The sequence below is a fragment of the Pseudomonas sp. B21-051 genome, assembly GCF_024748795.1.
Taxonomy (GTDB): Bacteria; Pseudomonadota; Gammaproteobacteria; order Pseudomonadales; family Pseudomonadaceae; genus Aquipseudomonas; species Aquipseudomonas putida_A.
In genome coordinates, this window is sequence record NZ_CP087166.1 from 3735709 (window position 1) to 3758331 (window position 22623).

The following is a 22623-nucleotide window of genomic DNA, read 5'->3' on the forward strand; positions in this document are numbered from 1 at the left end:
GGTATTGGGCCATTTGTCGGTTTTGGCCAGGCTGGCCCCATCGCGAGCAGGCTCGCTCCCACAGGGGAACGCATTTCAAGGTGGGAGCAAGCTCACTCCTACTGGGGAGAACATCAACCATCAACGCCGTCGATATTCACCATCGCCACGATTGCCTTCCGCCCGCCGCCCGGCAAAGGCACGATTCACCCATCCGAGACGCAACGAGGAGTACCCATCATGATTCGCACCATCACCCTCTCCGTGAGCTTCCCGGTGTTCGGCAGCAACTACTACGACCAGCAAGTCGTTTCGCGCAAGACCCAGGCGCTGCTGTTCAACGAAGATTTCGACGATGTGCTGATGCCCGCCGCGAGCAATCATTTCAGCAATGAAGTGGTCGGCATCAACGATCAGTTCCGCTTTCTGAGCGACATACTCGCCACCCATCTGCTGGATCTCGAGGCCACCGCGCCTGCGCATTCCAGCGTCCGGGCGAGCGCTCATTTTTAATCGGCGAGGGCGTTCCCGTTGCGGGAACGCCCTTTTGATTTCTACTCAGTCATCGTCGCGATCACGATCGTAACGACGCCCGTCGCGACGACCATCGTCGCGGTCATCCCAACGCCGGTCATGGTCGTAATAGCGACCGTGATCACGGTCGTAATGTCGTCCGTGGCGATGATCATCATCAAAGTCCGCCACACAGCCAGCCAGCAAAACAGCGGCGGATATCGTCAACAGCAAGGTTGTTGCACGCTTCATTCAAACTTCCCTAACACCAAGGTCTTGACCACGGAACGGCTGTCACTGCCCGCGCCTTCAGGACGCAGTGCGCGCAGCCGCTGATACGACCGGACAAAAGGACTTTGATTCACTGCCCGACCACGACCGTTGATCGGCCCGCCGCCGGCATCCGGGCGGCGGCGAAATGCCACCTATACTGCTGCATAGCGACTCCCACGCAACGGATCTGCGCCTCGATAACAACACGCAGAGGTGGATCATGGTCTGGCAGCAAATCTACGACCCGTTCGGCAACCCGTTGATCTCCACGCTCATGGCTGCAGTGCCGGTGGTGGTGATGCTCGCGGCGCTGGCGTTCTTTCACGTCAAGGCGCATCTGGCCGCTCTGTTGGCGTTGGCGTCGGCCCTGCTCATCTCGATCTTCGCCTTCGGCATGCCGGCGAGCATGGCCGGTTCAGCGGCGCTGTTCGGCGCGGCCAATGGTTTGCTGCCGATCGGATGGATCGTGCTCAACATCATCTTTCTGCACCGCCTGACCACCGAGAACGGCTCATTCAAAGTGCTGCAGGATTCCCTGGCGCGGATCACCGATGACCGGCGTTTGCAGTTGCTGCTGATCGCGTTCTGCTTCGGCGCGTTTTTCGAAGGCGCGGCCGGGTTCGGTACGCCGGTGGCAGTGACCGGAGCTATTCTGATCGGCCTCGGTTTTTCGCCCTTGGCCGCATCGGGTCTGGCATTGATTGCCAACACCGCCCCGGTGGCGTTCGGCGCACTCGGCACGCCGATCATCACCCTGGCCAAGGTCACCGGACTGGACGAAATGGAGCTGTCGATGATGGTCGGTCGGCAGCTGCCGTTTTTCTCGGTGCTGGTACCATTCTGGTTGATCTGGGCGTTTGCCGGGTGGCGCAAGATGCTGGAGATCTGGCCGGCAATTCTGGTGGCCGGGGTCAGCTTCGCGGTGCCGCAATTCCTCGTGTCGAACTTCCACGGGCCGATGCTGGTGGACGTGATCGCCGCGCTGATTTCCATGGCCTGCCTGACCCTGTTTCTGCGGGTCTGGAAACCGGCGACGGTGTACACCTCGGCCGCCCTGTCCGGGCGGGTCGACAACTCCAGGGTCGAGGAAGAAAAAGTCACCGCCAGCGCCGCCTTCAGCGATCAGGCGCGCCCGGCAGTGATGCGTGCGTGGATGCCGTGGATCATCCTCACCGTGTTCGTGTTTGCCTGGGGCACCCAGGGCTTCAAGAACATCTTCGATGTGCGCCCGGCGCTGGACCCGATAACCCATTCGGTGAAACTCGATGCGCAAGGCAAACCGCTGAATGAGGCCAATCCGATTTTCTCGCCAGCGCTGACCTTCACCACCCTGCACCTGCAAGTGCAGAAAGTCCCACCGGTGGTGCCGGCGCCGAAAGCCGAGGAAGCGATCTACAAGTTCACCTGGTTCACTGCCACCGGCAGCGGCATCCTGCTGGCGGCGATTGTCGGCGGACTGCTGATGGGCTATTCGATTCCGCAACTGATCAAGCAATACCTGCGCACGTTGTGGGTGGTGCGGTTTTCGCTGATCACCATTGCCGCGATGCTGGCGCTAGGATTTCTCACGCGTTATTCCGGACTGGACGCCACCATGGGTCTGGCGTTTGCCGCGACCGGGGTGTTCTACCCGATGTTCGGCACCCTGCTCGGCTGGCTCGGCGTGGCGTTGACCGGTTCGGACACGGCCTCGAACGTGCTGTTCGGCGGACTGCAACGGGTGACCTCGGAACAGCTGGGCATCAGCCCGGTGCTGATGGCAGCGGCCAACAGCTCCGGCGGGGTGATGGGCAAGATGGTCGATGCGCAATCGATTGTGGTCGCCTCCACCGCGACCCGCTGGTATGGGCATGAGGGCGAGATTCTGCGCTACGTGTTCTTCCACTCGATTGTGCTGGCGGTGCTCGTCGGCGGGCTCGTGACATTGCAGGCGTATGTGGCGCCGTTCACGCATATGGTGGTCGGCGGGCATTAATCACAATCCCTGTGGGAGCGGGCTTGCCCGCGATGGCGGTGAGTCATTTAAGCGAAAGGCTGACTGACACGACCTCATCGCTGGCAAGCCAGCTCCCACAACGTCAAGTGTCGCCCAGCGTATTAATGAATCCTGCGCATAACTCTATAGCGTAAATCCGCAAAAACCTTTTCCCCTTCGCGCAGGTCATTCCAAGAACGAGACCGGTAAACATGCCGGCGCGCCCGTTTGGGCCCTTCAATCCCTGCCGTCCTGATTAAGCCAGAGAGGAATCGAAGCATGACGATTTCCCGACGAAGATTCCTGATCCTCGGCGCGGTGACCGCCACCGCGTTTGCAATGCCCCCCTTCATCAGCCTCAAGGCCTACGCGGCCAGTCTGGAGCAACCCGCCATGGCCAAACTGACGATCAACGTCAACGGTAAACCCCAAGCCCTTGAGGTCGACAACCGCACCACCCTGCTCGACGCCCTGCGCGAGCACCTGCACCTGACCGGCAGCAAAAAAGGCTGCGACCACGGCCAGTGCGGCGCCTGCACCGTCATCGCCGACGGCCGCCGAATCAATGCTTGCCTGACGCTGGCGGTGATGCACGAAGGCAGTGAAATCACCACCATCGAAGGCCTCGGCATGCCCGACAACCTGCACCCAATGCAGGCCGCGTTCATCAAGCACGATGGTTACCAGTGCGGCTATTGCACGCCGGGGCAGATCTGCTCGGCAGTGGCAGTGCTCAAGGAAATTCGCGAGGGCATTCCCAGCCACGTCAGCCCGAGCCTGACCGAAGCCCCGCAACTGATTGCCAGTGAATTCCAGGAACGCATGAGCGGCAACATCTGCCGCTGCGGCGCCTACTCGAACATCATCGAAGCCATCACTGAAGTCGCGCAGGTGCCAGCATGAGAGCGTTCAATTACAGCCGCGCCGACTCCCCCGCCGCAGCCGCAGCGCTGGCGGCACAGGTCGAAGGCGCGAAGTTCATCGCCGGTGGCACCAACCTGCTGGACCTGATGAAACTCGACATCGAAACCCCGCTGCACCTGATCGACGTCAACCACTTGGGCCTCGATCAGATCGAAGCCACGCCTGAAGGCGGATTGCGCATCGGCGCACTGGTGCGCAACACCGATCTGGCCGCCGACAGCCGCGTGCGCAAGGATTACGCTTTGCTCTCCCGCGCCCTGCTCGCCGGGGCCTCGGGCCAGTTGCGCAACATGGCGAGCACCGCCGGCAACCTGCTGCAACGCACCCGCTGCCCGTACTTCTATGACGTCAATCAGGCCTGCAACAAACGCCATCCCGGCAGTGGCTGCGCGGCGATTGGTGGGGTCAGTCGGCAATTGGGGCTGATCGGCGTCAGCGACGCCTGCATCGCCACCCACCCCAGTGACATGGCAATTGCCATGCGCGCCCTCGACGCGCAGGTTGAAACGGTGAAGCCGGACGGCAGCACGCGCAGCATCGCCATCGCCGATTTCCATCAGTTGCCGGGCAACACACCGAACATCGAAACCAGCCTCACGCCCGGCGAGTTCATCACTTCGGTAACCCTGCCCGCCCCGGTTGGCGGCACGCACATTTACCACAAGGTGCGCGATCGCTCGTCGTATGCCTTCGCGCTGGTGTCGGTCGGTCTGATCCTGCAAAAGGACGGCAGCGGCCGTGTGGCGGTCGGCGGTATTGCGCCGAAACCGTGGCGGGTCGAAGACGCCGACGCGTTGCTGCCCAAAGGCGCAAAAGCCGTCAGCGAACGCTTGCTCGACGGCGCCACGCCGACCCACGACAACCAATTCAAACTGACCCTGGTCGAGCGCACGCTCGGCTCGATGTTGGCGCAAGCGAGGGATGAAGCATGAAGTTCGACACGCCCGCCACCACCAACCCGATTGACCAGCTCAAGGTCGTCGGCAAACCCACCGACCGCATCGAAGGCCCGCTGAAAACCAGCGGTCAGGCGCCATATGCCTATGAGCAGCACGAGGCCGTGGCGAATCAGGCTTACGGTTTCATGGTCGGCTCGGCCATCGCCAAGGGCCGCATCAGCCACATCGATCTCGACGCTGCACAAGCGGCGCCCGGCGTGCTGGCGATTGTCACCGCCGCCAATGCCGGCAAGCTCGGCAAGGGCCAATACAACTCGGCACCGCTGCTGGCCGGGCCCGAGGTGCAGCACTATCACCAGGCCGTGGCGCTGGTGGTCGCCGAAACCTTCGAACAGGCCCGCGCCGCAGCGCAACTGGTCAAGGTCGACTACGTCGCGGCCAAAGGCGAGTTCGAACTGGCCAACGTGCTTGACCAAGGCGTCGAAGACGACGAGTTGCCCGATGTGACCCACGGCGATTTCGACAAGGCCTTCGCCGCTGCTCCGGTGCAGTTCGACCAGACCTACACCACTCCCGATCAGTCCCACGCGATGATGGAGCCGCACGCGACCCTGGCCGCGTGGAAAGGTGATCATCTGACCTTGTGGACCTCCAATCAGATGATCGCCTGGAGTGTCGGCGACGTCGCCACGACGCTTGGCCTGCCCAAGGAAAACGTGCGCCTGATCTCGCCGTACATTGGCGGTGGCTTCGGCGGCAAACTGTTCATTCGTGCCGACGCGATCCTCGCCGCCCTCGGTGCGCGCCTGGCCAATCGCCCGGTGAAAGTCGCCCTCGCCCGCCCGCAAATGGCCAACAACACCACCCACCGCCCGGCCACGATCCAGCGCATTCGGATGGGCGCCACGGCGGACGGCAAGCTCAGCGCCATCGCCCACGAAGGCTGGTCGGGTAACCTCAAGGACGGCAAGGTCGAAGTCGCCGCGCAGCCGAGCCAGTTGCTTTATGCCGGGGAAAACCGCCGGGTGACCATGCGCCGGGCGCCGCTGGATCTGCCCGAAGGCAATTCCATGCGCGCGCCGGGTGAAGCGCCGGGGCTGATGGCGCTGGAGATCGCCATGGACGAAATGGCCGAGCAGCTCAAGCTCGACCCGGTGCAGTTCCGCATCCTTAATGACACCCAGGTTGATCCGGTAAAAACCGAGCGTCCGTTTTCCCAGCGACGCCTGATCGAATGCCTGCAGACCGGGGCCGAGAAATTCGGCTGGAACCAGCGCAATGCTACTCCCGGCAGCCGTCGCGAAGGTCGCTGGCTGATCGGCATGGGCGTCGCCGCCGCGTTTCGCAACAACCTGCTGCTGAAGTCCGGCGCCCGGGTGCGGCTGGAGCGCGACGGCAAGGTCACGGTGGAAACCGACATGACCGACATCGGCACAGGCAGCTACACCATCATCGCCCAGACTGCGGCCGAGATGATGGGCGTGGAACTGGCGGACGTCAGCGTGCATCTGGGGGATTCGACCTTCCCGGTGTCGTCTGGCTCGGGTGGCCAGTTCGGCGGCAATTGCTCGACTGCCGGGGTGTATGCCGCGTGCATGAAACTGCGTGAAGCGGTGGCGACGAAGCTGGGCATGAGCGGTAGTGACGTCGAGTTCGCCGACGGTCAGGTGCGCGCCGGCGGCAAGACCCTGCCGCTGCGTGATGCGGCAAAAGATGGCGTGATCGAGGCCGAGGGCAGCATCGAGTTCGCCGACCTCGCCAAGCAGTATCAGCAATCGACTTTCGGCGCGCATTTCGTGGAGGTTGCGGTGGATGCAGCGACCGGCGAAGTCCGCGTGCGGCGCATGCTCGCCGTCTGCGCGGCGGGACGGATTCTCAACCCGAAAGCCGCGCGTAGCCAGGTGATCGGCGCGATGACCATGGGCGTCGGTGCGGCGTTGATGGAAGAGCTGGCGGTGGACAAACGGCTGGGCTTTTTCGTCAATCATGACCTCGCCGGATACGAGGTGCCAGTGCACGCCGACATTCCGCATCAGGAGGTGATTTTCCTCGACGAAACTGATCCGATTTCATCACCAATGAAAGCCAAGGGTGTGGGTGAACTGGGAATTTGCGGCGTGAGTGCGGCGGTGGCGAATGCGATCTACAACGCCACCGGGGCGCGGGTGCGCGAGTATCCGATCACGCTGGACAAGATCCTCTCCTCCCTGCCGCCGATGATCTGACTTGTCCACCCCTGTAGGAGCTGCCGCAGGCTGCGATCTTTTGCTTGAGAAGCTAAAGTCAAAAGATCGCAGCCTTCGGCAGCTCCTACAGAAGTCAGTGTGGATATTGCTCAGCACTCACCTGCTCCATCCACTCCACCACTTCACCCTCCAGCATCTCGGCAATCGCGATGTGCGTCATCGCCGTGGTCGGCGCGGCGCCATGCCAGTGCTTCACCTGCGGTGCGATCCACACGGTATCGCCGGAGCGGATCTCGCGAACCGGTTGCCCCCACTCCTGCACAAAACCTGAACCGGCGGTGACGATCAGCGTCTGACCCAACGGATGGGTATGCCACGCCGTACGTGCGCCGGGCTCGAAGGTCACCGTGGCGCCACTGACACGCGCGGCATCGCTGCCCTTGAACGGCGCGTCAACGCGCACGGTGCCGGTGAACCAGTCTGCCGGGCCTTGGGCCGAGGGCTGCGAACCATTTGTGGTAACAGTTACCCCCGGGGCGTGCTCAGTATCAGCAATCGAATTCATCGCAAAACTCCAGATTTATACAGAATCTCCCTGTAGGAGCTGCCGCAGGCTGCGATCTTTTGATCTTGATCCTGAAAAACAAAATCAAAAGATCGCAGCCTGCGGCAGCTCCTACAGGGAACTTGCGTCACTTTAGCGAGCCGTACTCTGTAGATAATCGACTAGAATTCGAAAAAACTTATGCAGGACACTCATCAATGCTTCGAGAAAACGCCAGTGACCTGCTCGCCTTCCTCGCTGTGGCCCGCGAGCGCAGCTTCACCAAAGCCGCAGCCAAACTCGGCGTCTCGCAATCGGCGCTCAGCCACACCATCCGCGCCCTCGAAACGCGCCTTGGCCTGCGCCTGCTGACCCGCACCACCCGCAGCGTTTCTCCCACCGAAGCCGGCGAACATCTGCTGCAGACCATCGGCCCGCGTTTCGAAGAGATCGAATTTGAACTGGCGGCCCTGAGCAACCTGCGCGAAACCCCGGCGGGAAAGATCCGCATCAGTGCCACCGACCATTCACTGAACTGGCTGCTGCGCCCGGTGCTCAAAGAGTTCCTGCCCCAATACCCGGACATCGCCGTCGAGGTGATCTGCGATTACGGCTTCGTCGACATCGCCGGACAAGGCTTCGACGCCGGCATTCGGCTGGGCGAAGACGTGGCCCAAGGCATGATCGCCACCCGCATCGGCCCGGACATGCGCATGGCGGTAGTCGGCTCCCCGGCCTATTTCGCCAACCGTACACACCCGCAAACGCCAAGAGATTTGACTGACCACGCCTGCAACAACCTGCGCCTGCCCACCAACGGCGGGCTGTACACCTGGGAATTCGAGAAGGGCGACGAAAGCCTCAAAGTGCGAGTGTCCGGGCAAATCACGCTGAATGGCGTCTACCCACTGCTCGACGCTGCAGTCGACGGTTTCGGCCTCAGCTACATTCCGGAAAATATCGTCGCGCCGTATCTGGCCGACGGGCGTCTGGTGCAAGTGCTGGCAGACTGGTGCCCGACGTTTGCCGGTTACCACCTGTACTACCCGAGCCGACGCCAGGCAGCGCCGGCGTTTGCGCTGTTGGTGGAGGCGTTGCGGTATCGCGGCTGACCACCTACCCCAACAGCGCAATCAACTGATGCCGCTGCGCATCGGTGAGCATCGGCCCTAATCCGGCGCCAGCGTTGTCGGCCATGTAGCGTGGATTGCCGGTGCCGGGAATCACGCAGGTCACCGCCGGGTGCGACAGCAGGAACTTCAGCGCCAGTTGCGGCCAGCTGTTGACCTGAACGTCCGAGACCCAGGCTGGCAACGGCTTGCCCTTGATCCGCGCGAGCAACCCGCCGCCGCCAAAAGGCCGATTGCAGATCACCGCCACCCCGCGTTCACGGCACAGCGGCAGAATGCGTTTCTCCACACCGCGATCATCGAGGGCATAGTTGATTTGCAGGAAGTCGAGTTGTTCGGCCTTGAGCAGCGCTTCGACTTCATCGTAGGCCGAGGGCGTGTAATGGGTGATGCCGATGTAGCGTATGCGCCCCTCGGTTTTCCATTCGCGCAGGGTCGGCAGATGGGTTTGCCAGTCCAGCAGGTTATGGATCTGCATCAGGTCGATGCGTTCTGTGCGCAGCAGACGGAAGGATTGCTCCATCTGCGCGATACCCTCCTTGCGCCCGCGGGTCCAGACCTTGGTCGCCAGAAACGCGGGTGAACGCGGTTCGTGGATCGATAGCAGCTCGCCGGTGGTTTGCTCGGCGCGGCCATACATCGGCGAGCTGTCGATCAGCGTGCCGCCCTTTTTGAACAGCTCGTCGAGCACGGCTGGCAATGACTTGTAAGCCGGATCGCCGGGGGTAACGTCGAAGCCGCGATACGTGCCCAGGCCCACCATTGGCAGAGGCTCGGAGCTGGAAGGGATGGCGCGGGTCTGCATGGTCTGGTCTCCTGCCGTGCTGGGCGAAGTGGCAGTCGGCGTGGTGGCAGTGGCCCACGCCCGGTCAAAGGTCAGGACCGCCGAAACCCCGGCAGCCAGCGTGAGCAAGCGGCGACGGGAGCAACCCTCAGTGTGGCTCATGCGGGTTCCCCTGCTGCGTGAATCTGTTGCACCTTGTGTGCAACGGCGGCCGGCCGGATTCGCTGGACTACACTGCGACTGCGAACACCCGCGCCCCGTTAAAGTTAGCCGAATGTCCAGAAAACTGATGTCACTCGTCGCCTTGCTCATCGCCCTCTACCTGTTGCTGTGTGCAGCGCTGTTCATTTTTCAGCGCTCGCTGATCTACTTTCCCCAATCCGGCAGCGCCGTTACCGCGCCGGAGTCCCGGATGAAACTGGCGATGCCGGATGCTGATGTCTGGGTGACCGTTCGCGAGCATGCCGGGCCGAAAGCGCTGATCTATTTCGGCGGCAATGCCGAAGACGTGTCGCGCAACCTGCCGTCGTTCAGTGAAGCCTTTCCCGATTACGCGGTGTTTTTGCTCAACTACCGGGGGTTCGGCGGCAGCGGTGGCTCCCCCTCCGAAGAAGCGATTGCCGAAGATGCCCTAGCGTTGTTCGATCAGGTGTACGCCAGCCATCCGCAGATCGCCGTGATCGGACGCAGCCTGGGATCGGGGGTGGCGGTGCGATTGGCCAGTCAGCGCCCGGCAACACAGTTGATTCTGGTGACGCCATACAACAGCCTCGAAGAAATCGCCGTCCGCCAATATCCGTGGCTGCCGGTGAAATGGCTGCTCCGGGATCGTTTCGAATCGGGCCGCTATGCCGCGCACATTCGTGTGCCGACGTTGCTGCTGGCCGCCAGCGATGATGAGGTGATCCCTCGGGCCAGCACACAGCGGCTGCTGGAGAGTTTCCCCAAAGGCGTGGCGACCCTGCGGGTGGTGCCGGATTCGGGGCACAACTCGATTTCCGAGCGGGCGCAGTATCTGCGGTGGATGGGGGATGTGCTCAATCGCTGATAGCCGATTATTGCGCTGGCTGAACTGGCCCCTTCGCGAGCAGGCTCGCTCCCACCTTGGCAATGCGTTACCTCTGTGGGAGCGAGCCTGCTCGCGAAGACGCCAGTACGGGCAACACTAAAGCCAGGATTGCCCTCCCCTGAATAAACCCACCAAAAAAGCCAGGTGGCCAGCATGAACCAAGTCTCAAAAGCCCAGTCCTAGTGGCGCCGCATTCCGCGGCTGTCCACTTCAGCACTGTCTTTTTCCCTGAGTCTGCCGTCCCATGCGCCATGTCGTTCGCTCATCACGCTTCGTTTCGCTGTGCCTGCTGATCCTTGCCCCACTGTTCACCGAGACCACCCACGCCAGCGAAGAGCGGCAACTGGTGGCCGCCATCAACGACTACCGCGCCCACCCGCAACGCTGCGACCGCCGACCGGCCCAGCGCCTGGCGCCACTGGCGCTGAAATCGAACCTGGCGTTGCCGATCGGCTATGGCTACGGCGGTGGTTTGCGCGAGACGTTGAAGTCCTCGGGTTATTCGGCTGTGGCGGTGCGCAGTATCCGCATTGTCGGTGCCGGAGATGCCGAGGAAGCCTTTGAGCAGCTGCAAGACAGCCATTGCAGCGCACTGCTCGACGCTCAGTACGCCGACATCGGCGTCAGCCGCTCCCGTGGTGAATGGCAAGTGGTGCTCGACAGTCGTGTCGGCGACAACCGCAGCGTCGGCAAGGCGCTGCTCGCTGAGGTCAATGCTGCCCGGGCACGCCCACGGATGTGCGGGCGCCAGCGCTTCGCCGCCGCCCGCCCCCTGAGCTGGAACCCGGCGCTGGGCGCCGCCGCACAAGGCCACAGCAAAGCCATGGCCTACGGCAACTATTTCGCCCACCGCGACCCGGACGGCGACCTGCCGGCGGATCGCGCCCGGGCGGCGGGTTATCGAGGTCGGCAGGTCGGCGAAAATATCGCCGCCGGCCAGAGTTCACCGGGCAAGGCGATGGCCGGGTGGCTGGCCAGTCCCGGGCATTGCGCCAACCTGATGAACCCGATGTTCACTCAGGTCGGTGCCGGGTTTGCCAGTGAGGCGCGCAGTGATGAGGGGGTTTACTGGACGATTGTGTTTGGCGCGCCTTGATTCGCTTGAGAGATTTCAGTGACGCTACTGGCCTCTTCGCGAGCAAGCCCGCTCCCACACTGGATTTGTGAACAACCCAGATCCAGTGTGGGAGCGAGCTTGCTCGCGAAGAGGCCGGTACAGACACCCTCAATCACTTGCGCCGCCTGCCCGGTTCACTCCAGTTCGGTGTGATACGAGAAATTACAGCATGGTAGAAACAGTTGCACCCTTCGACAAAAAAGGGCGCTGGAGTCTGGAGTAAAACGACCGGGGTTCAGACCGGAGAAATCGTCGCAAGCATTCCGATCAGAATGGTCAATGTCAGAAACCCACCCAGGAAAATCGCCATCTTGTTCATGCTGCTCTCCTCAATACTGAGCTTGCGGTGCACCGGGCGCTTCGGGATGAAGGGCTGCCGCGCGTGACCGGACTGCAGGGCCATTTTGATCGCCTGACTGAACCGGAAACAGAGGCAGATCCAACAGAAAAATACGGATCAGCTGCCAATCTGATCCGCTCCGGCCATGCTCTGGTATTCAGATCGGCACACAACGATTCGTGATCCACCGCTTTGAACTAGAGTGATTGCCGTCGCGCGAAGAACAACAACAATTCCAGGAGTGGTCAATGTCCGAACTGAACCTGCACCCCAACGCCGCCGAATCCCTGAGGCGCTGGCACGAGATGATCCGCACCGGCAACCTCAAGGCCTTGCCTGAACTGCTCGACCCTAACGCGGTATTCCGCTCGCCGATGGCCCACTCGCCCTACCCCGGCGCGCCAGTGGTGACGATGATCCTCAACACCGTGTTCGACGTGTTTGAAGATTTCAAATACCACCGTGAACTGGCGACTGCCGATGGTTTGAATGTGGTTTTGGAGTTCAGCGCCAAGGTCGGGACCAAGGAGTTGAAGGGGATCGACATGATTCGCTTTGATGAGAGCGGGAAGATTGTCGAGTTTGAAGTGATGGTGCGGCCGTTGAGCGGGTTGCAGGCTCTCGGAGAGGAAATGGGACGGCGGCTTGGTGCCTATCTGGCAAACGCAAAACCTGTGTAGGAGCTGCCGCAGGTTCGGGCCGCGATCGGACGATCTTTTGATCTTTTTTTTGAAAATCAAAGTCAAAAGATCGTCCGATCGCGGCCCGAACCTGCGGCAGCTCCTACAGGATTTGGGGCATGAAAAAGCCCACTGACCGTTACCGGCTCAGTGGGCTTTTGTGCGAATGGCGTCTAGTTACAGAGCCATGTCACGTGCAGCATTTTCCTTCGGTGCTTCAGCTTTTTCAGCTGCTGGTGCAGCCGGAGCAGCCTGACCGATGACCGGCGGCGTTGGCAGTTCGAGGATCTTGGCGGTGTACGCCCACTCTTGTGCCACTTTGGCCGGATCGTTGTTCAGCTGAGTGCCGTAGCTTGGCACGATCTGGTGCAGCTTGGCTTGCCATTCAGGGGTGGCGACTTTGTCTTTGAAGACTTTCTGCAGCACGCTCAGCATGATCGGTGCAGCGGTCGACGCGCCTGGCGATGCGCCCAGCAGGCCGGCGATAGAGCCGTCTTGTGCAGCAACGATTTCGGTGCCCAGTTTCAGCACGCCGCCAGCGGCTTCATCACGCTTGATGATTTGCACGCGCTGGCCGGCTTGCCACAGGCGCCAGTCTTCGGCTTTGGCGTTCGGGAAGTATTCCTTCAGCGCGTTCAGACGGTCTTCATCCGACAGCATCAGTTGACCGGCCAGGTACTCGACCAGCGGGTATTCCTTGATGCCGACCTTGGTCATCGGCCAGATGTTGTGGGTGGTGGTGCTGGTCAGCAGGTCCAGGTACGAGCCTTCTTTGAGGAACTTGGTGCTGAAGGTCGCGAATGGGCCAAACAGGATGACGCGCTTGCCGTCCAGAACACGGGTGTCCAGGTGCGGAACCGACATCGGCGGTGCACCAACCGAAGCTTTACCGTAGGCCTTGGCCAGGTGCTGCTCGGCGATGGCCGGGTTATCGGTCACCAGGAACGAGCCGCCGACCGGGAAGCCAGCGTATTCCTTGGCTTCAGGAATGCCCGACTTCTGCAGCAGGTGCAGAGCGCCGCCACCAGCGCCGATGAACACGAACTTGGCGTCGGTTTCGGTCTTGGTGCCGTCTTTCAGGTTTTTGTAGCTGACGCGCCAGGTGCCGTCGGCGTTCTTGGTGATGTCTTCGACTTCACTCGACAGTTTCAGGTCGAAGTTAGGCTTGGTCTGCAGGTAACCGGCGAACTGGCGGGTGATTTCGCCGAAGTTCATGTCGGTACCCAGCGGGCTCCAGGTGGCCGCGATTTTCTGGTTCGGGTCACGCCCTTCCATCATCAGCGGGACCCACTTCTTGATCACAGCCGGGTCTTCGGAGTACTGCATGCCGGCGAACAGCGGGCTCGCTTGCAGGGCTTCGTAGCGCTTTTTCAGGAACTTGATGTTGTCATCGCCCCACACGAAGCTCATGTGCGGCGTGGTGTTGATGAACGAGCGAGGGTTCTTCAGAACGCCTTGCTGAACTTGCCAGGCCCAGAACTGACGGGAGACCTGGAACGCTTCGTTGATCTCGACGGCTTTCGGGATCGTCACGTTGCCCTTGTCGTCTTCCGGGGTGTAGTTCAGCTCAGCCAGGGCAGAGTGACCAGTACCGGCGTTGTTCCAGCCGTTGGAGCTTTCCAGGGCGACGCCATCGAGACGCTCGACCATTTCCATCGACCAGCTCGGTTCCAGCTCATTGATCCACACACCCAGGGTGGTGCTCATGATGCCGCCGCCGATCAGCAGAACGTCGACTTTCTTTGCTTCTGCAGCATTGGCGGACGACATCCCCATCGCCAAAGCCAGCCCGAGCAAGGCTGTGTTCACTTTCTTAAACATCCGTTGCACCTATGATAAAACGCCTTCCGCCCGCCGCTGTTATCAGTATGCGATCCGCTTTGATGACGCTCAGGCTCGCGTCGCAGATTCCGGCACACTTCAATTTTGACGGGTGGGCACACAAGGCCGACGTACCGCATCGACCTCAGTTAATGTCCCTTCTGAACTGACTTCTTATCATTATTGGCTTCAGCTACTTGAGCGACAGGGATTCCGTCAGCCCGCCCAAAAGGCAGGCAAACCGAATAAGGTCAAACCAAGTTGGCGCGAAGAATATCACGTCAGGGCAAACCCGCGCGTCTGTTCCCGACTTGAGAGTCTTTTTCCGCTGTGGGCGTTATCGGCCGGCCTCGGCTGAACATGACCTCAATGAACCTGCTACCTGAAGCCTTTCAACAATCTTGCGTTGTGTCGCGGCCGGATACGGTGTCTGGTATGCCGTTCGCGAGCAGGCTCGCCCCCACCTTGTGAATGTCTTTTCTTCTTTGGGAGCGAGCCTGCTCGCGAAGAGGCCGGATCTGTCCCAACCACGCCCTCACAACCGAAACCGATCCACCGACAACGCCAACGCCCCCGCCAGACTCGACAGTTCATCGGTGGTATTGGCCGTCTGCCCGATCACTTTGCTGTTGCCTTCGGACATCCCGGCGATCATTTCCACCTGATGGGCGATTTCGTTGCTGGCCTGGCTTTGCTCGCCGATGGTGCGGGTGATGTCGTTGACCAGTTGCGTGGTGCTGAGGGTGGCGTCGAGGATTTCGCGTATCGCTCGTTCGACTTCAGCCGTGACCGCCATGCCCTTGTCGACCTGGGCGACGCCGGCCTCCATGCTGCTGACCGCCTCGCGGGTGCTGTTTTGGATGCGTGCGACCATCGCAGCGATTTCCTGGGTTGAGGCGCTGGTGCGCGCCGCCAGGCTGCGCACTTCGTCGGCAACCACGGCAAAGCCCCTGCCCTGCTCGCCGGCCCGCGCCGCCTCGATGGCGGCGTTGAGTGCCAGCAGGTTGGTCTGGTCGGCGATGCTCTTGATCACCTGAATGATGTTGAAGATGCCTTCGGATTCCTGATCCAGCGTACGGATCACCTGCGCCGACTGTTGCGCGGAGCGGGCGATGTCGTCCATGTCGCTGACCACCTGATGGATCACCTGCCCGCCGCTCTTGGCCAGCGATTCGGCCTGATTGGCCATGCCCAGCGCACGTTCGGCGTGACGGGTGATCTCCTCGATGCTGGCGGTCATCTGGCTGGCAGCAGCAGCCATGGTACCGGCGGCGGCGCTTTGCTGCTGACTGCTGTCGGCGACCTGATGGCAGCCGTGGCTCAGTTGCTCACTCATGCCGCTGACCCCATGGGCATTGCGCCGAACGATGTCGATCATGTTGCGCAGGTCGCGCTGCATGGTCGCCAGACTGCGGATCAGCGTGCTGGCCTCGTCCTTGCCGGGCGGTTCGCTGATCGGCTCGCTGAGATTGCCGTGGGCGATGCTCTGCGCGATCTGGTTGGCGGATTTCAGCGGGCCCATGATGCTGCGGGTCACCCAGCGCCCTTGCGCCAACAACAGCAATAGACTGGCCAGTAATACTGCGCCGAGGGCGATGTTGGCGTTGCGAATAGCGCTTTCGGTAGCCTGGCTGGTGTCACGGGTGTTGCTTTCGATCAGTTCGCTGAGGTCCGCCATCTGCTCTTCGAGCTGACTGAAGGCCGCATTGAACGTGCCCAGCTCCCGTTGCGCGCTGTCCGGGTTGTCCAATGCCAGGCCGACAATGCGCTCGGCCGCTGCAATGTAGGTGTCCAGGCTGGGTTTTATGTGTTCCAGCGCAGACTTGATCGTCGGGTTGACCGGCAATTTGAGGTTTTCTTCCAGCACTTCGCGAAAATGCGTGGCGTGCTCGTTGATCGAGTCCTGCACCTCTGCGGCCGTGCCGGTGCTTTTGCCCAAGCCGACCAGCATTGCCGAATACACGTCGGCCCGCAGCGCATCGTGCATCATGTCGGCTTCCATGTGATTGCGCAGCGCGGTCATGCTCACCGCGTTGTCGTTCACCGCTGCGGACATGCGCGTATTCCCCACATAGCTGACCAGACTCACGATCAGCGCCGTCAACAGACTGGTGGCAATCAGCAGCAGCAAACGCAATTTGATCGACACGGTGGGTTCCTCCCCTGAGGCGCGCCGGAATGCGCCCTTCAGGATTTCAGTTAAGCTTATTTGTGCAGATGTGCCGCTTCAGAGCGTTTCAGCAAGTATCGGCGTGTTCGAACGGAACTCCGGCAAAGGTCGCACCTCTGAGATTATGTAGTCCTTCCTTTTTGCTTCGCGCTTGTGGAGGAACATCGTCATGCGCAAGTTAGTGCTCATTTCTTCTCTCCTGCTCTGCCTCCCTGTCGGCTCGGCTCTGGCCCGTGTCGACGCCGGCGATGTCGCCACCTCGGCGGGCGTTTCCGCTTCGCTGTACTCGACCTTCAAGGATCACAAAATGGTGATCCCGGCGCGCGACGACCTGTCAGCGTTCGTCGCCAGCGGCGGGGCCATCCGTGGGGTTTATCTTGAGTCGGTACTGCAACAGGTGCGGCACGACAACCCCGGCCTCAATGCCAGCGATGAAGACCTCGCCAACGCGATTCTGGTGCATTACGAAGGCCTGAATCAGTAGTTGCCAGGGATGCAGCGGCCGATGGACGGCAGCTGAGGGCGCATAGGCAAAACCGTCTGACGGCCTCTATGATGGAGGCCATGACGACTCTTGCGCCTCCTGCGCCTTTGCGCTCACCCTGCCCGCCCGGCGCCTGCGATTGCGGGCGCGACGCGTTGCTGGAAACGCCGGGCACGGATCTGCGCATTCTGCGCCTGACCCGCGAGCAGGAAAAAATCCTCCTCACCCGCCTGGAACAACTCAAAGACCTTGCGGACTTGCGGCATCTGCAACAGCGCATGCACGAGCAGTTGGGCCTGCGCGTGGAAGTCGCTCCGGGGTTTCATGAGGTGCGCAGCATGCTCGGCATCGAGATTCAGATCGAGGCGCTGCCGGGACTGTGCCGCAAGACCCGCAAGTCAATCCCGGCGGCCATTCGTCGGGGCCTGAACAACCACCCCGAAATCGCTTTCGAACTGCTCAACGCCCACGACTTGCTGCGCGACACCTGATCATTTTTTCATGCCAACCCGCTTGCGCATCTCCGCAGTGATGCTCTGGCGGGTTTTCTTCAGGTCGGCCCACGGCTCGTCGCCGACCTCGTTCAGACGCTCATGGACATTGCGGATGTTCCACTGATTGCCGCCCTTGATCTCGGCGACCTCTTCGCGAAACAGCGGTACTGACACTGGCAGTCCCTCACGAGTGCGCGCCGCGTAGGCACAAATGGTGGTGGCGCCCAGGCCGTTGCGCAGGTAGTCGATGAAGATCCGCCCGACACGATTTTTCGGCCCGGACACTGCGGAGAAGCGTTCCGGCAACAGCTTGGCCATGTGACTGACGATCGCATGGCTGAAGTCTTTGACCTCATCCCAACCGTGCTTGCGGGTCAACGGCACCACCAGGTGAATGCCTTTGCCGCCGCTGGTCTTGAGAAAGGCCTTGAGCCCCAGTTCATCCAGTACGGTCAGGGTCAACGCGGTGGCTTCGACCATGCTTTTCCAGGGCAGCGCAGGGTCCGGGTCGAGATCGAGGACGAAGCGGTCCGGTTTTTCCAGATCGACCGTGGTGGCGTTCCAGGTGTGCAGCTCCACGGTGCTCATTTGCACCGCGCCAATCAGCGCTTCGGCGTTGTTGATCAACATCACCGGTTGCCCGGTGACGTCCTTGTCCAGCGTCGTGATGCCGGGAATCGCCAGGCGCTCGGCGTTTTTCTGGAAGAACAGTTCGCCGGCAATGCCGTCCGGCGCCCGTACCAGGGCCACCGGGCGATCCTTGAGTTGCGGCAGAATCCATTCGGCGACACTGGCGTAATACTCGGCCAGTTGCATCTTGGTGGTGCCGCTGACCGCATCGATCACCCGATCGGGGTGGGTGATGCGCACCTTGCCGCTGGCCAGCCCCAGCTGGGACGGCGCCGGTTCAGCTTTCTTCGGCTCAGCAGCTTTCTTTGATTCTGCAGCTTTCTTCGACGAAGCAGTTTTCTTCGACGGGGTGGCTTTCGCTGAAGTCTTCACGGGTTTCGCGCGCTCCTCGGTAATCGCCTTGGCGGGTTTGTCATTGCGTAAACCATGAAACACGGCGTGACGCACTGAGCCGTCCTTGGTCATTTCGGCGAACGCCACTTCCGCCAACAAGCTCGGTTTGAGCCAGTGCACGCCTTTGGCTTCGAAGCCGCTGGGCGGATTGACCACGGCGGACTTCTTCACCTGCAACGGCTTGAGCTGGGCCAGGATGCTTTTCAGTGTGGTTTCGTTGAAACCGGTGCCGACCTTGCCGGCATAGCGCAACTCGCCACTGTCGCGATCGTGCAGGCCCAACAACAACGCGCCGAAGGCACTGCGCGCGCCTTTCGGATCGGTATAGCCGACGACCACGAATTCCTGCCGATGCTTGCACTTGAGCTTGATCCAGTCACTGCTGCGCCGCGACACGTAGGGCGAGCCGAGGCGTTTGCCGATCAGCCCCTCCATCTGCATCTGACAGGCGCTGTTGAGCAGTGCGTCCGCCGTTTCATCGAAGGCTTCGGAGAAGCGCAGCAACGGCTGCTCATGCCCACCGAGTACCGTGGACAGCGCAGCGCGGCGCTCCTCGACCGGCACTTCGCGCAGGTCGACACCGTTGAGGTACGGCATGTCGAACAGGTAGTACATGATGCTGCCGCTGCGCCCGGCTTCGAAGGCGTTTTGCAACGCCTGAAAATCCGGCACACCCTGCTCGTTGGTGACCACCACTTCGCCGTCCAGCCATGCCGATTCAAGCCCCAGCTCAGCGAGGGCTTGCGCCTGTTGCGGCAGTTTGTGCGTCCAGTCGTGACCGTTGCGGGTGAACAGTTGCACCTGATCGTGATCGATGCGCGCCATGATCCGGTAACCGTCGAACTTGATCTCGTAGCTCCACTGCCCTTCGGGTGCGCTGTCGACCAGCGTCGCCAGTTCCGGCTTGAGCTGCGCCGGCAGCTTGGCCTTGCGCGCACCGGTAAGCGTCCCGGATGCCGCTTTGCGCGGTTTCGCCGGGGCCTTTTTCACCGGCTTGACTTGCTCGGCGGCGAGCTTGGGTTTGCTGATCAGGGTGCGTTCGCTGAGCACGCTGTCCGGCTCCGCACTGAGCACATCGTAATCGTCTTGCGGGCGCGCGGCGCTGTCCTGATGTTTGATCAGAAACCAGTTTTCCTTCTTGCCCGGCATGTGCGTGCGCACCAGATTCCATATCCCGGAGAGCTTTTCGCCCTGCAGCTCGAACTTGAGTTTGCCCTTGGCGTAAGCCTTGGCCGGATCCTCCTGCGGAATCCACACGCCACGATCCCAGACGATCACATCGCCGGCGCCGTAATGCCCTTCGGGAATGCTGCCCTCGAACGTCGCGTAATCCAGCGGATGGTCTTCGACGTGCACTGCCAAACGCTTGACCTTGGGATCGAGCGACGGTCCCTTGGGCACCGCCCAGCTCTTCAGCGCACCATCGAGTTCGAGGCGAAAGTCGTAATGCAGGTGCGAAGCGTCGTGCTTCTGGATGCAGAACTGCAGCGCATGCTCAGTGGCCTTGCTGCGGCCACGGCGTTTGACCGCGGCGGGTTCCGACGTCGCGGAAAAGTCGCGCATGCGGTTGTAGTCGTCGAGGTTCCTGGTCATGGCGCACCTGCCTTGTGTCAGCCAATGCGGGTCACGGTCAGCGCGACCACGGCGATCCGGTCCACTCGCTGGTAACCGGGGTTCAACAATTCTTCACCGAACACGTCGGGATCCAGTTCGCGATAGGTCCAGCCGAATCGCGTCGAATCCAGGCGCGGCACCACCGTATCGAAAAACGGATCGCGGCCATCGACCATCGCCACGCCGGTGTAGAGCAGCAATGAACCACCGGGGGCCAGCCGATTGAGCGCCTGCTCAACGATGCGCAGCGACAATCCAGCGCCGAGCGAGCCACCGCCATGCCGATAGGCACGACCGGCCGGATCGGCCATGTACGGCGGGTTGGCGACGATCAGGTCGAAGTTGCCGTCGGTGCCCTGCAGCACGTCACTGGCCAGCACTTCAACATTAGCGACCTCGGCCAATGCCGCATTGATCGCGGTCAGGCGCAGCGCGGCGGGATTGATGTCCACCGCCAGCACTTCGGCTTCACGCCGTGCGCGGGCAATCAGAATCGCGCCGACGCCGGCACCGCAACCGATGTCCACCGCGCGCTGAATCGGCGCAAAGCTTTGTTGCAGATGCGCGTGAATCAGCTGTGCAAACCGGTAAGTGTCCGGGCCGAAAAACACCGAGTCGGCGGCAGCGGTTGGGAAGCCAGAATGCACGAACAGCAAGTCATCCAGGCTCGACCAGCGCACCCGGCTTTTCAGGCGGCCGTCGTAGACGTCAATCACTTGGGCCTCCTGCAATTGCCGCTGTTCATCGGCGGACAGCAACCCCGGTTCAAACGGGCGCGACCAGCCGAACACGTCGCGCAAGGTATCAGCCACCTGCCCTTCGTCACGCTGGTTGACCCTCTGATGGGTCAATGGCGTCGGCGTGATGAACTGGTAGCCGTCGGCCTGCAAGCGCCGGCCGAGTTGCAGCAGCGTGAGGTCATTGGCGGACAGTTGTTCTTCCTGATTCATGGGATTTCCTTAGCGCAGACTGGATTTGAGTTCGATGAAGCGACGTGTCGCCAGCAGTCCCGCCGGGTGGGCATGGCGGGCCGGTGACAACCATGGGATCAGCGTGGCCATTTGCGCGTGTCCGTCCTGACCTTGCAGGGCAGACATCAGGCGCTGCACATCGGGATCGTGTTCGGGCACGGCGGCGTCCGGGGTGGCGACCTGACGACTGCGCCGTGGTGCTTTGCGTTGGTCGAATGGCGTCCAGTCGCCGGCAATCCAGTCGTGCAGCAGCTGCTTTTCATACGGACTGAATACGCCGAACATCGCCGCCCCGTCGCCATCGATCAACTGCCAGAAACGGCTGGCTTGCGGATCTTCATTGCGTTTGATCCAGCCTTTGTCCTGCATTGCCTGCAGGAAACCAGGTAGCTGTTCGGGAGTGGCCAGCCACTGATTGACGGTTTTGCCTTCGAAACGGCAGTAGTCGGAATGCATGTGCTGACCAAACGGGCGCTTGCGTTCGAGCATCGCCAGCACTTCCTGCTCCAGGTCAAAACCCTCGATGATCGCGCGACTGCCCTGCCCCAGGTCGTTGAGTCGATAGCCCAGCGATACCCGGCGCAGGAATTCGCCGCGATCGGCTTCCAGCGGCAACAGGTCGAGCACCGACTGCACGGCTTTTTGCGCATGGCCGGTGCTGGCGTTATCGATGGTCACATGCAGGGTGAAGTAGTACGGATCGATGCCCAGCTCACTGAGTTCATAGGCACTGATCAGCAAGTGCAGCGGCAGTTGTTCGTAGCCGAGGTTGTAGCCGATTACCTCCGGCAGCACGCTTTCGCCGCAGGCACCGAGTGCCAGTTGCAGCGCACCTTGCAGGTAGCGTTCATCGGCAATCGCGCTGGCGTCCTGCAAACCGTGTTCGGCGAGCAGTTTGCGGTAGATCACCACATGGTTTTGCGCAGGATTGCCGTCGCCGAGTTCTTCCAGATAGGTACACAGCAACCCGTCGAAACGCGGGTCGCGCCACTGCGCCAACAAACCGTACAGCCACGCGCCATCCACCAGTTTGGTCGGCGCCACCGCTTGCAGAAAGTACAGCGCGTGAGCCTTGTTGCTGAAGAACTGACGCGGTCCGCCGGCCTGGCGCTGTTGCAGGTAATCGGCGTACTGCCGGGCAACTTCTGTGCAATGTTCGGCGACCCAGCCTTGCCACGCCGACGGATCCTGCGGAAGTTCTTCGGGCAACAGCGCGGCACGCTGCAACTGCTCGGCGAGAAAATCCTGCGCGAGGGTTTCAGGCGCATCCTCAAGCAGCAGTGCCTCATAAATACGCCGCAGATCGCCGTCGGCAGTGATGGGCTGTTGCTGCGCACTCGGCGCCTGCAGAGGGGTCAGGGCAGTCATGTCAGTGTTCTCGTTCGGTTGGCCGGTCAGGGCGTTGTTTCACGCCTCTACATCAGCAGAGCAACCACTACGGAGAAAAATTCAATCGACATGAAAATTGCCCTGACGGACGGCCTGATTAGCGCCAATTCTCTTTCACTTGGCCTCTTGATCACTGGCCTCTTGTCCTCTTGGCTTCTTGATCACTTGATCACTTGATCACTTGATCACTTGATCACTTGATCACTTGATCACTGTAGGAGCTGCCGAAGGCTGCGATCTTTTG

Annotated in this window: 20 protein-coding genes and 1 pseudogene; 11 read left to right on the top strand and 10 right to left on the bottom strand. The window is 61.4% G+C overall.

What is annotated here, in order from left to right:
* Positions 1-219: 219 nt before the first annotated feature.
* Positions 220-492, top strand: a complete 273-nt coding sequence (locus LOY52_RS16595) for a hypothetical protein (RefSeq protein ID WP_003226119.1) — start codon at positions 220-222, stop codon at positions 490-492.
* A 45-nt stretch (positions 493-537) separates the two neighbouring features.
* Here LOY52_RS16595 and LOY52_RS16600 read toward each other — a convergent pair whose 3' ends face one another.
* Positions 538-744: a hypothetical protein gene (locus tag LOY52_RS16600; RefSeq protein ID WP_183780693.1), complete on the bottom strand. Its 207-nt coding sequence runs from the start codon at positions 742-744 to the stop codon at positions 538-540.
* Between the two features lie 241 nt (positions 745-985).
* Here LOY52_RS16600 and LOY52_RS16605 point away from each other — a divergent pair, with 241 nt between their 5' ends.
* The 4 genes from LOY52_RS16605 to paoC all read left to right on the top strand — a co-directional run bounded on the left by LOY52_RS16605 (position 986) and on the right by paoC (position 6788).
* On the top strand, positions 986-2740 hold the full coding sequence (locus LOY52_RS16605; protein WP_258675074.1) for an L-lactate permease: 1755 nt from the start codon (positions 986-988) through the stop codon (positions 2738-2740).
* A gap of 279 nt (positions 2741-3019) precedes the next feature.
* A complete protein-coding gene (paoA, locus tag LOY52_RS16610) occupies positions 3020-3643 on the top strand; it encodes an aldehyde dehydrogenase iron-sulfur subunit PaoA (RefSeq protein WP_095136582.1) in 624 nt (207 codons plus the stop codon).
* Entirely contained in the window at positions 3640-4596 is a 957-nt protein-coding gene (locus tag LOY52_RS16615; protein WP_258675075.1) for a xanthine dehydrogenase family protein subunit M, read from the top strand. The genes paoA and LOY52_RS16615 overlap by 4 nt, the downstream gene beginning before the upstream one ends.
* Positions 4593-6788 (top strand): aldehyde oxidoreductase molybdenum-binding subunit PaoC, encoded by a 2196-nt coding sequence (gene paoC, locus LOY52_RS16620; RefSeq protein WP_258675076.1) that lies wholly within the window; start codon positions 4593-4595, stop codon positions 6786-6788. The genes LOY52_RS16615 and paoC overlap by 4 nt, the downstream gene beginning before the upstream one ends.
* 94 nt (positions 6789-6882) lie before the next feature.
* Here the strand turns inward: paoC and LOY52_RS16625 are convergent, their stop codons facing one another.
* The gene (locus tag LOY52_RS16625) at positions 6883-7314 is read right to left on the bottom strand and encodes a cupin domain-containing protein (RefSeq protein ID WP_258675077.1); all 432 of its coding nucleotides are present in this window, start codon (positions 7312-7314) and stop codon (positions 6883-6885) included.
* A 197-nt stretch (positions 7315-7511) separates the two neighbouring features.
* Here LOY52_RS16625 and LOY52_RS16630 point away from each other — a divergent pair, with 197 nt between their 5' ends.
* The gene (locus tag LOY52_RS16630) at positions 7512-8405 is read left to right on the top strand and encodes a LysR family transcriptional regulator (protein WP_258675078.1); all 894 of its coding nucleotides are present in this window, start codon (positions 7512-7514) and stop codon (positions 8403-8405) included.
* Between the two features lie 4 nt (positions 8406-8409).
* On the opposite strand, the gene LOY52_RS16635 is transcribed toward LOY52_RS16630, so the two are convergent.
* The gene (locus LOY52_RS16635) at positions 8410-9369 is read right to left on the bottom strand and encodes an aldo/keto reductase (RefSeq protein ID WP_258675080.1); all 960 of its coding nucleotides are present in this window, start codon (positions 9367-9369) and stop codon (positions 8410-8412) included.
* Between the two features lie 112 nt (positions 9370-9481).
* On the opposite strand from LOY52_RS16635, the gene LOY52_RS16640 reads away from it, so the two are divergent.
* A complete protein-coding gene (locus tag LOY52_RS16640; RefSeq protein WP_258675082.1) occupies positions 9482-10255 on the top strand; it encodes an alpha/beta hydrolase in 774 nt (257 codons plus the stop codon).
* A 265-nt stretch (positions 10256-10520) separates the two neighbouring features.
* Positions 10521-11372, top strand: coding sequence for a CAP domain-containing protein (locus LOY52_RS16645; RefSeq protein WP_258675084.1), 852 nt, complete (start codon positions 10521-10523; stop codon positions 11370-11372).
* A 256-nt stretch (positions 11373-11628) separates the two neighbouring features.
* On the opposite strand, the gene LOY52_RS16650 is transcribed toward LOY52_RS16645, so the two are convergent.
* The gene (locus LOY52_RS16650; RefSeq protein WP_258675086.1) at positions 11629-11796 is read right to left on the bottom strand and encodes a hypothetical protein; all 168 of its coding nucleotides are present in this window, start codon (positions 11794-11796) and stop codon (positions 11629-11631) included.
* A 185-nt stretch (positions 11797-11981) separates the two neighbouring features.
* Here LOY52_RS16650 and LOY52_RS16655 point away from each other — a divergent pair, with 185 nt between their 5' ends.
* On the top strand, positions 11982-12413 hold the full coding sequence (locus tag LOY52_RS16655) for a nuclear transport factor 2 family protein (RefSeq protein ID WP_258675087.1): 432 nt from the start codon (positions 11982-11984) through the stop codon (positions 12411-12413).
* Positions 12414-12590: 177 nt separating this feature from the next.
* Here the strand turns inward: LOY52_RS16655 and mqo are convergent, their stop codons facing one another.
* The 3 genes and pseudogenes from mqo to LOY52_RS27455 all read right to left on the bottom strand — a co-directional run.
* Positions 12591-14234, bottom strand: a complete 1644-nt coding sequence (gene mqo, locus LOY52_RS16660) for a malate dehydrogenase (quinone) (protein ID WP_041073501.1) — start codon at positions 14232-14234, stop codon at positions 12591-12593.
* Between the two features lie 535 nt (positions 14235-14769).
* The gene (locus LOY52_RS27450) at positions 14770-15633 is read right to left on the bottom strand and encodes a methyl-accepting chemotaxis protein (protein WP_408980440.1); all 864 of its coding nucleotides are present in this window, start codon (positions 15631-15633) and stop codon (positions 14770-14772) included.
* Positions 15634-15675: 42 nt separating this feature from the next.
* Positions 15676-16383, bottom strand: a pseudogene (locus LOY52_RS27455) (MCP four helix bundle domain-containing protein); the annotation flags it as partial.
* A 190-nt stretch (positions 16384-16573) separates the two neighbouring features.
* Between LOY52_RS27455 and LOY52_RS16670 the strand changes: the two are divergent.
* Together LOY52_RS16670 and LOY52_RS16675 are read left to right on the top strand one after the other, a co-directional pair.
* Positions 16574-16888, top strand: coding sequence for a DUF2388 domain-containing protein (locus LOY52_RS16670; RefSeq protein WP_007962425.1), 315 nt, complete (start codon positions 16574-16576; stop codon positions 16886-16888).
* Positions 16889-16956: 68 nt separating this feature from the next.
* The gene (locus LOY52_RS16675; protein ID WP_408980402.1) at positions 16957-17379 is read left to right on the top strand and encodes a hypothetical protein; all 423 of its coding nucleotides are present in this window, start codon (positions 16957-16959) and stop codon (positions 17377-17379) included.
* On the opposite strand, the gene ligD is transcribed toward LOY52_RS16675, so the two are convergent.
* From ligD to LOY52_RS16690, 3 genes are read right to left on the bottom strand one after another with little or no spacing between them, the layout of a single operon-like run.
* Entirely contained in the window at positions 17380-19998 is a 2619-nt protein-coding gene (gene ligD / locus LOY52_RS16680) for a DNA ligase D (RefSeq protein WP_258675091.1), read from the bottom strand.
* A 17-nt stretch (positions 19999-20015) separates the two neighbouring features.
* Positions 20016-20969 (bottom strand): class I SAM-dependent methyltransferase, encoded by a 954-nt coding sequence (locus tag LOY52_RS16685; RefSeq protein ID WP_258675093.1) that lies wholly within the window; start codon positions 20967-20969, stop codon positions 20016-20018.
* Positions 20970-20978: 9 nt separating this feature from the next.
* The gene (locus LOY52_RS16690) at positions 20979-22358 is read right to left on the bottom strand and encodes an iron-containing redox enzyme family protein (protein ID WP_258675094.1); all 1380 of its coding nucleotides are present in this window, start codon (positions 22356-22358) and stop codon (positions 20979-20981) included.
* Positions 22359-22623 lie beyond the last annotated feature (265 nt).

Bases quoted from the DNA above. Each gene is read 5' to 3' on its own strand.
- LOY52_RS16595 (WP_003226119.1), top strand. From the start codon at position 220: ATGATTCGCACCATCACCCTCTCCGTGAGCTTCCCGGTGTTCGGCAGC.
- LOY52_RS16600 (WP_183780693.1), bottom strand. From the start codon at position 744: ATGAAGCGTGCAACAACCTTGCTGTTGACGATATCCGCCGCTGTTTTG.
- LOY52_RS16605 (WP_258675074.1), top strand. From the start codon at position 986: ATGGTCTGGCAGCAAATCTACGACCCGTTCGGCAACCCGTTGATCTCC.
- paoA (WP_095136582.1), top strand. From the start codon at position 3,020: ATGACGATTTCCCGACGAAGATTCCTGATCCTCGGCGCGGTGACCGCC.
- LOY52_RS16615 (WP_258675075.1), top strand. From the start codon at position 3,640: ATGAGAGCGTTCAATTACAGCCGCGCCGACTCCCCCGCCGCAGCCGCA.
- paoC (WP_258675076.1), top strand. From the start codon at position 4,593: ATGAAGTTCGACACGCCCGCCACCACCAACCCGATTGACCAGCTCAAG.
- LOY52_RS16625 (WP_258675077.1), bottom strand. From the start codon at position 7,314: ATGAATTCGATTGCTGATACTGAGCACGCCCCGGGGGTAACTGTTACC.
- LOY52_RS16630 (WP_258675078.1), top strand. From the start codon at position 7,512: ATGCTTCGAGAAAACGCCAGTGACCTGCTCGCCTTCCTCGCTGTGGCC.
- LOY52_RS16635 (WP_258675080.1), bottom strand. From the start codon at position 9,369: ATGAGCCACACTGAGGGTTGCTCCCGTCGCCGCTTGCTCACGCTGGCT.
- LOY52_RS16640 (WP_258675082.1), top strand. From the start codon at position 9,482: ATGTCCAGAAAACTGATGTCACTCGTCGCCTTGCTCATCGCCCTCTAC.
- LOY52_RS16645 (WP_258675084.1), top strand. From the start codon at position 10,521: ATGCGCCATGTCGTTCGCTCATCACGCTTCGTTTCGCTGTGCCTGCTG.
- LOY52_RS16650 (WP_258675086.1), bottom strand. From the start codon at position 11,796: ATGGCCCTGCAGTCCGGTCACGCGCGGCAGCCCTTCATCCCGAAGCGC.
- LOY52_RS16655 (WP_258675087.1), top strand. From the start codon at position 11,982: ATGTCCGAACTGAACCTGCACCCCAACGCCGCCGAATCCCTGAGGCGC.
- mqo (WP_041073501.1), bottom strand. From the start codon at position 14,234: ATGTTTAAGAAAGTGAACACAGCCTTGCTCGGGCTGGCTTTGGCGATG.
- LOY52_RS27450 (WP_408980440.1), bottom strand. From the start codon at position 15,633: ATGCAGCGCGACCTGCGCAACATGATCGACATCGTTCGGCGCAATGCC.
- LOY52_RS16670 (WP_007962425.1), top strand. From the start codon at position 16,574: ATGCGCAAGTTAGTGCTCATTTCTTCTCTCCTGCTCTGCCTCCCTGTC.
- LOY52_RS16675 (WP_408980402.1), top strand. From the start codon at position 16,957: ATGATGGAGGCCATGACGACTCTTGCGCCTCCTGCGCCTTTGCGCTCA.
- ligD (WP_258675091.1), bottom strand. From the start codon at position 19,998: ATGACCAGGAACCTCGACGACTACAACCGCATGCGCGACTTTTCCGCG.
- LOY52_RS16685 (WP_258675093.1), bottom strand. From the start codon at position 20,969: ATGAATCAGGAAGAACAACTGTCCGCCAATGACCTCACGCTGCTGCAA.
- LOY52_RS16690 (WP_258675094.1), bottom strand. From the start codon at position 22,358: ATGACTGCCCTGACCCCTCTGCAGGCGCCGAGTGCGCAGCAACAGCCC.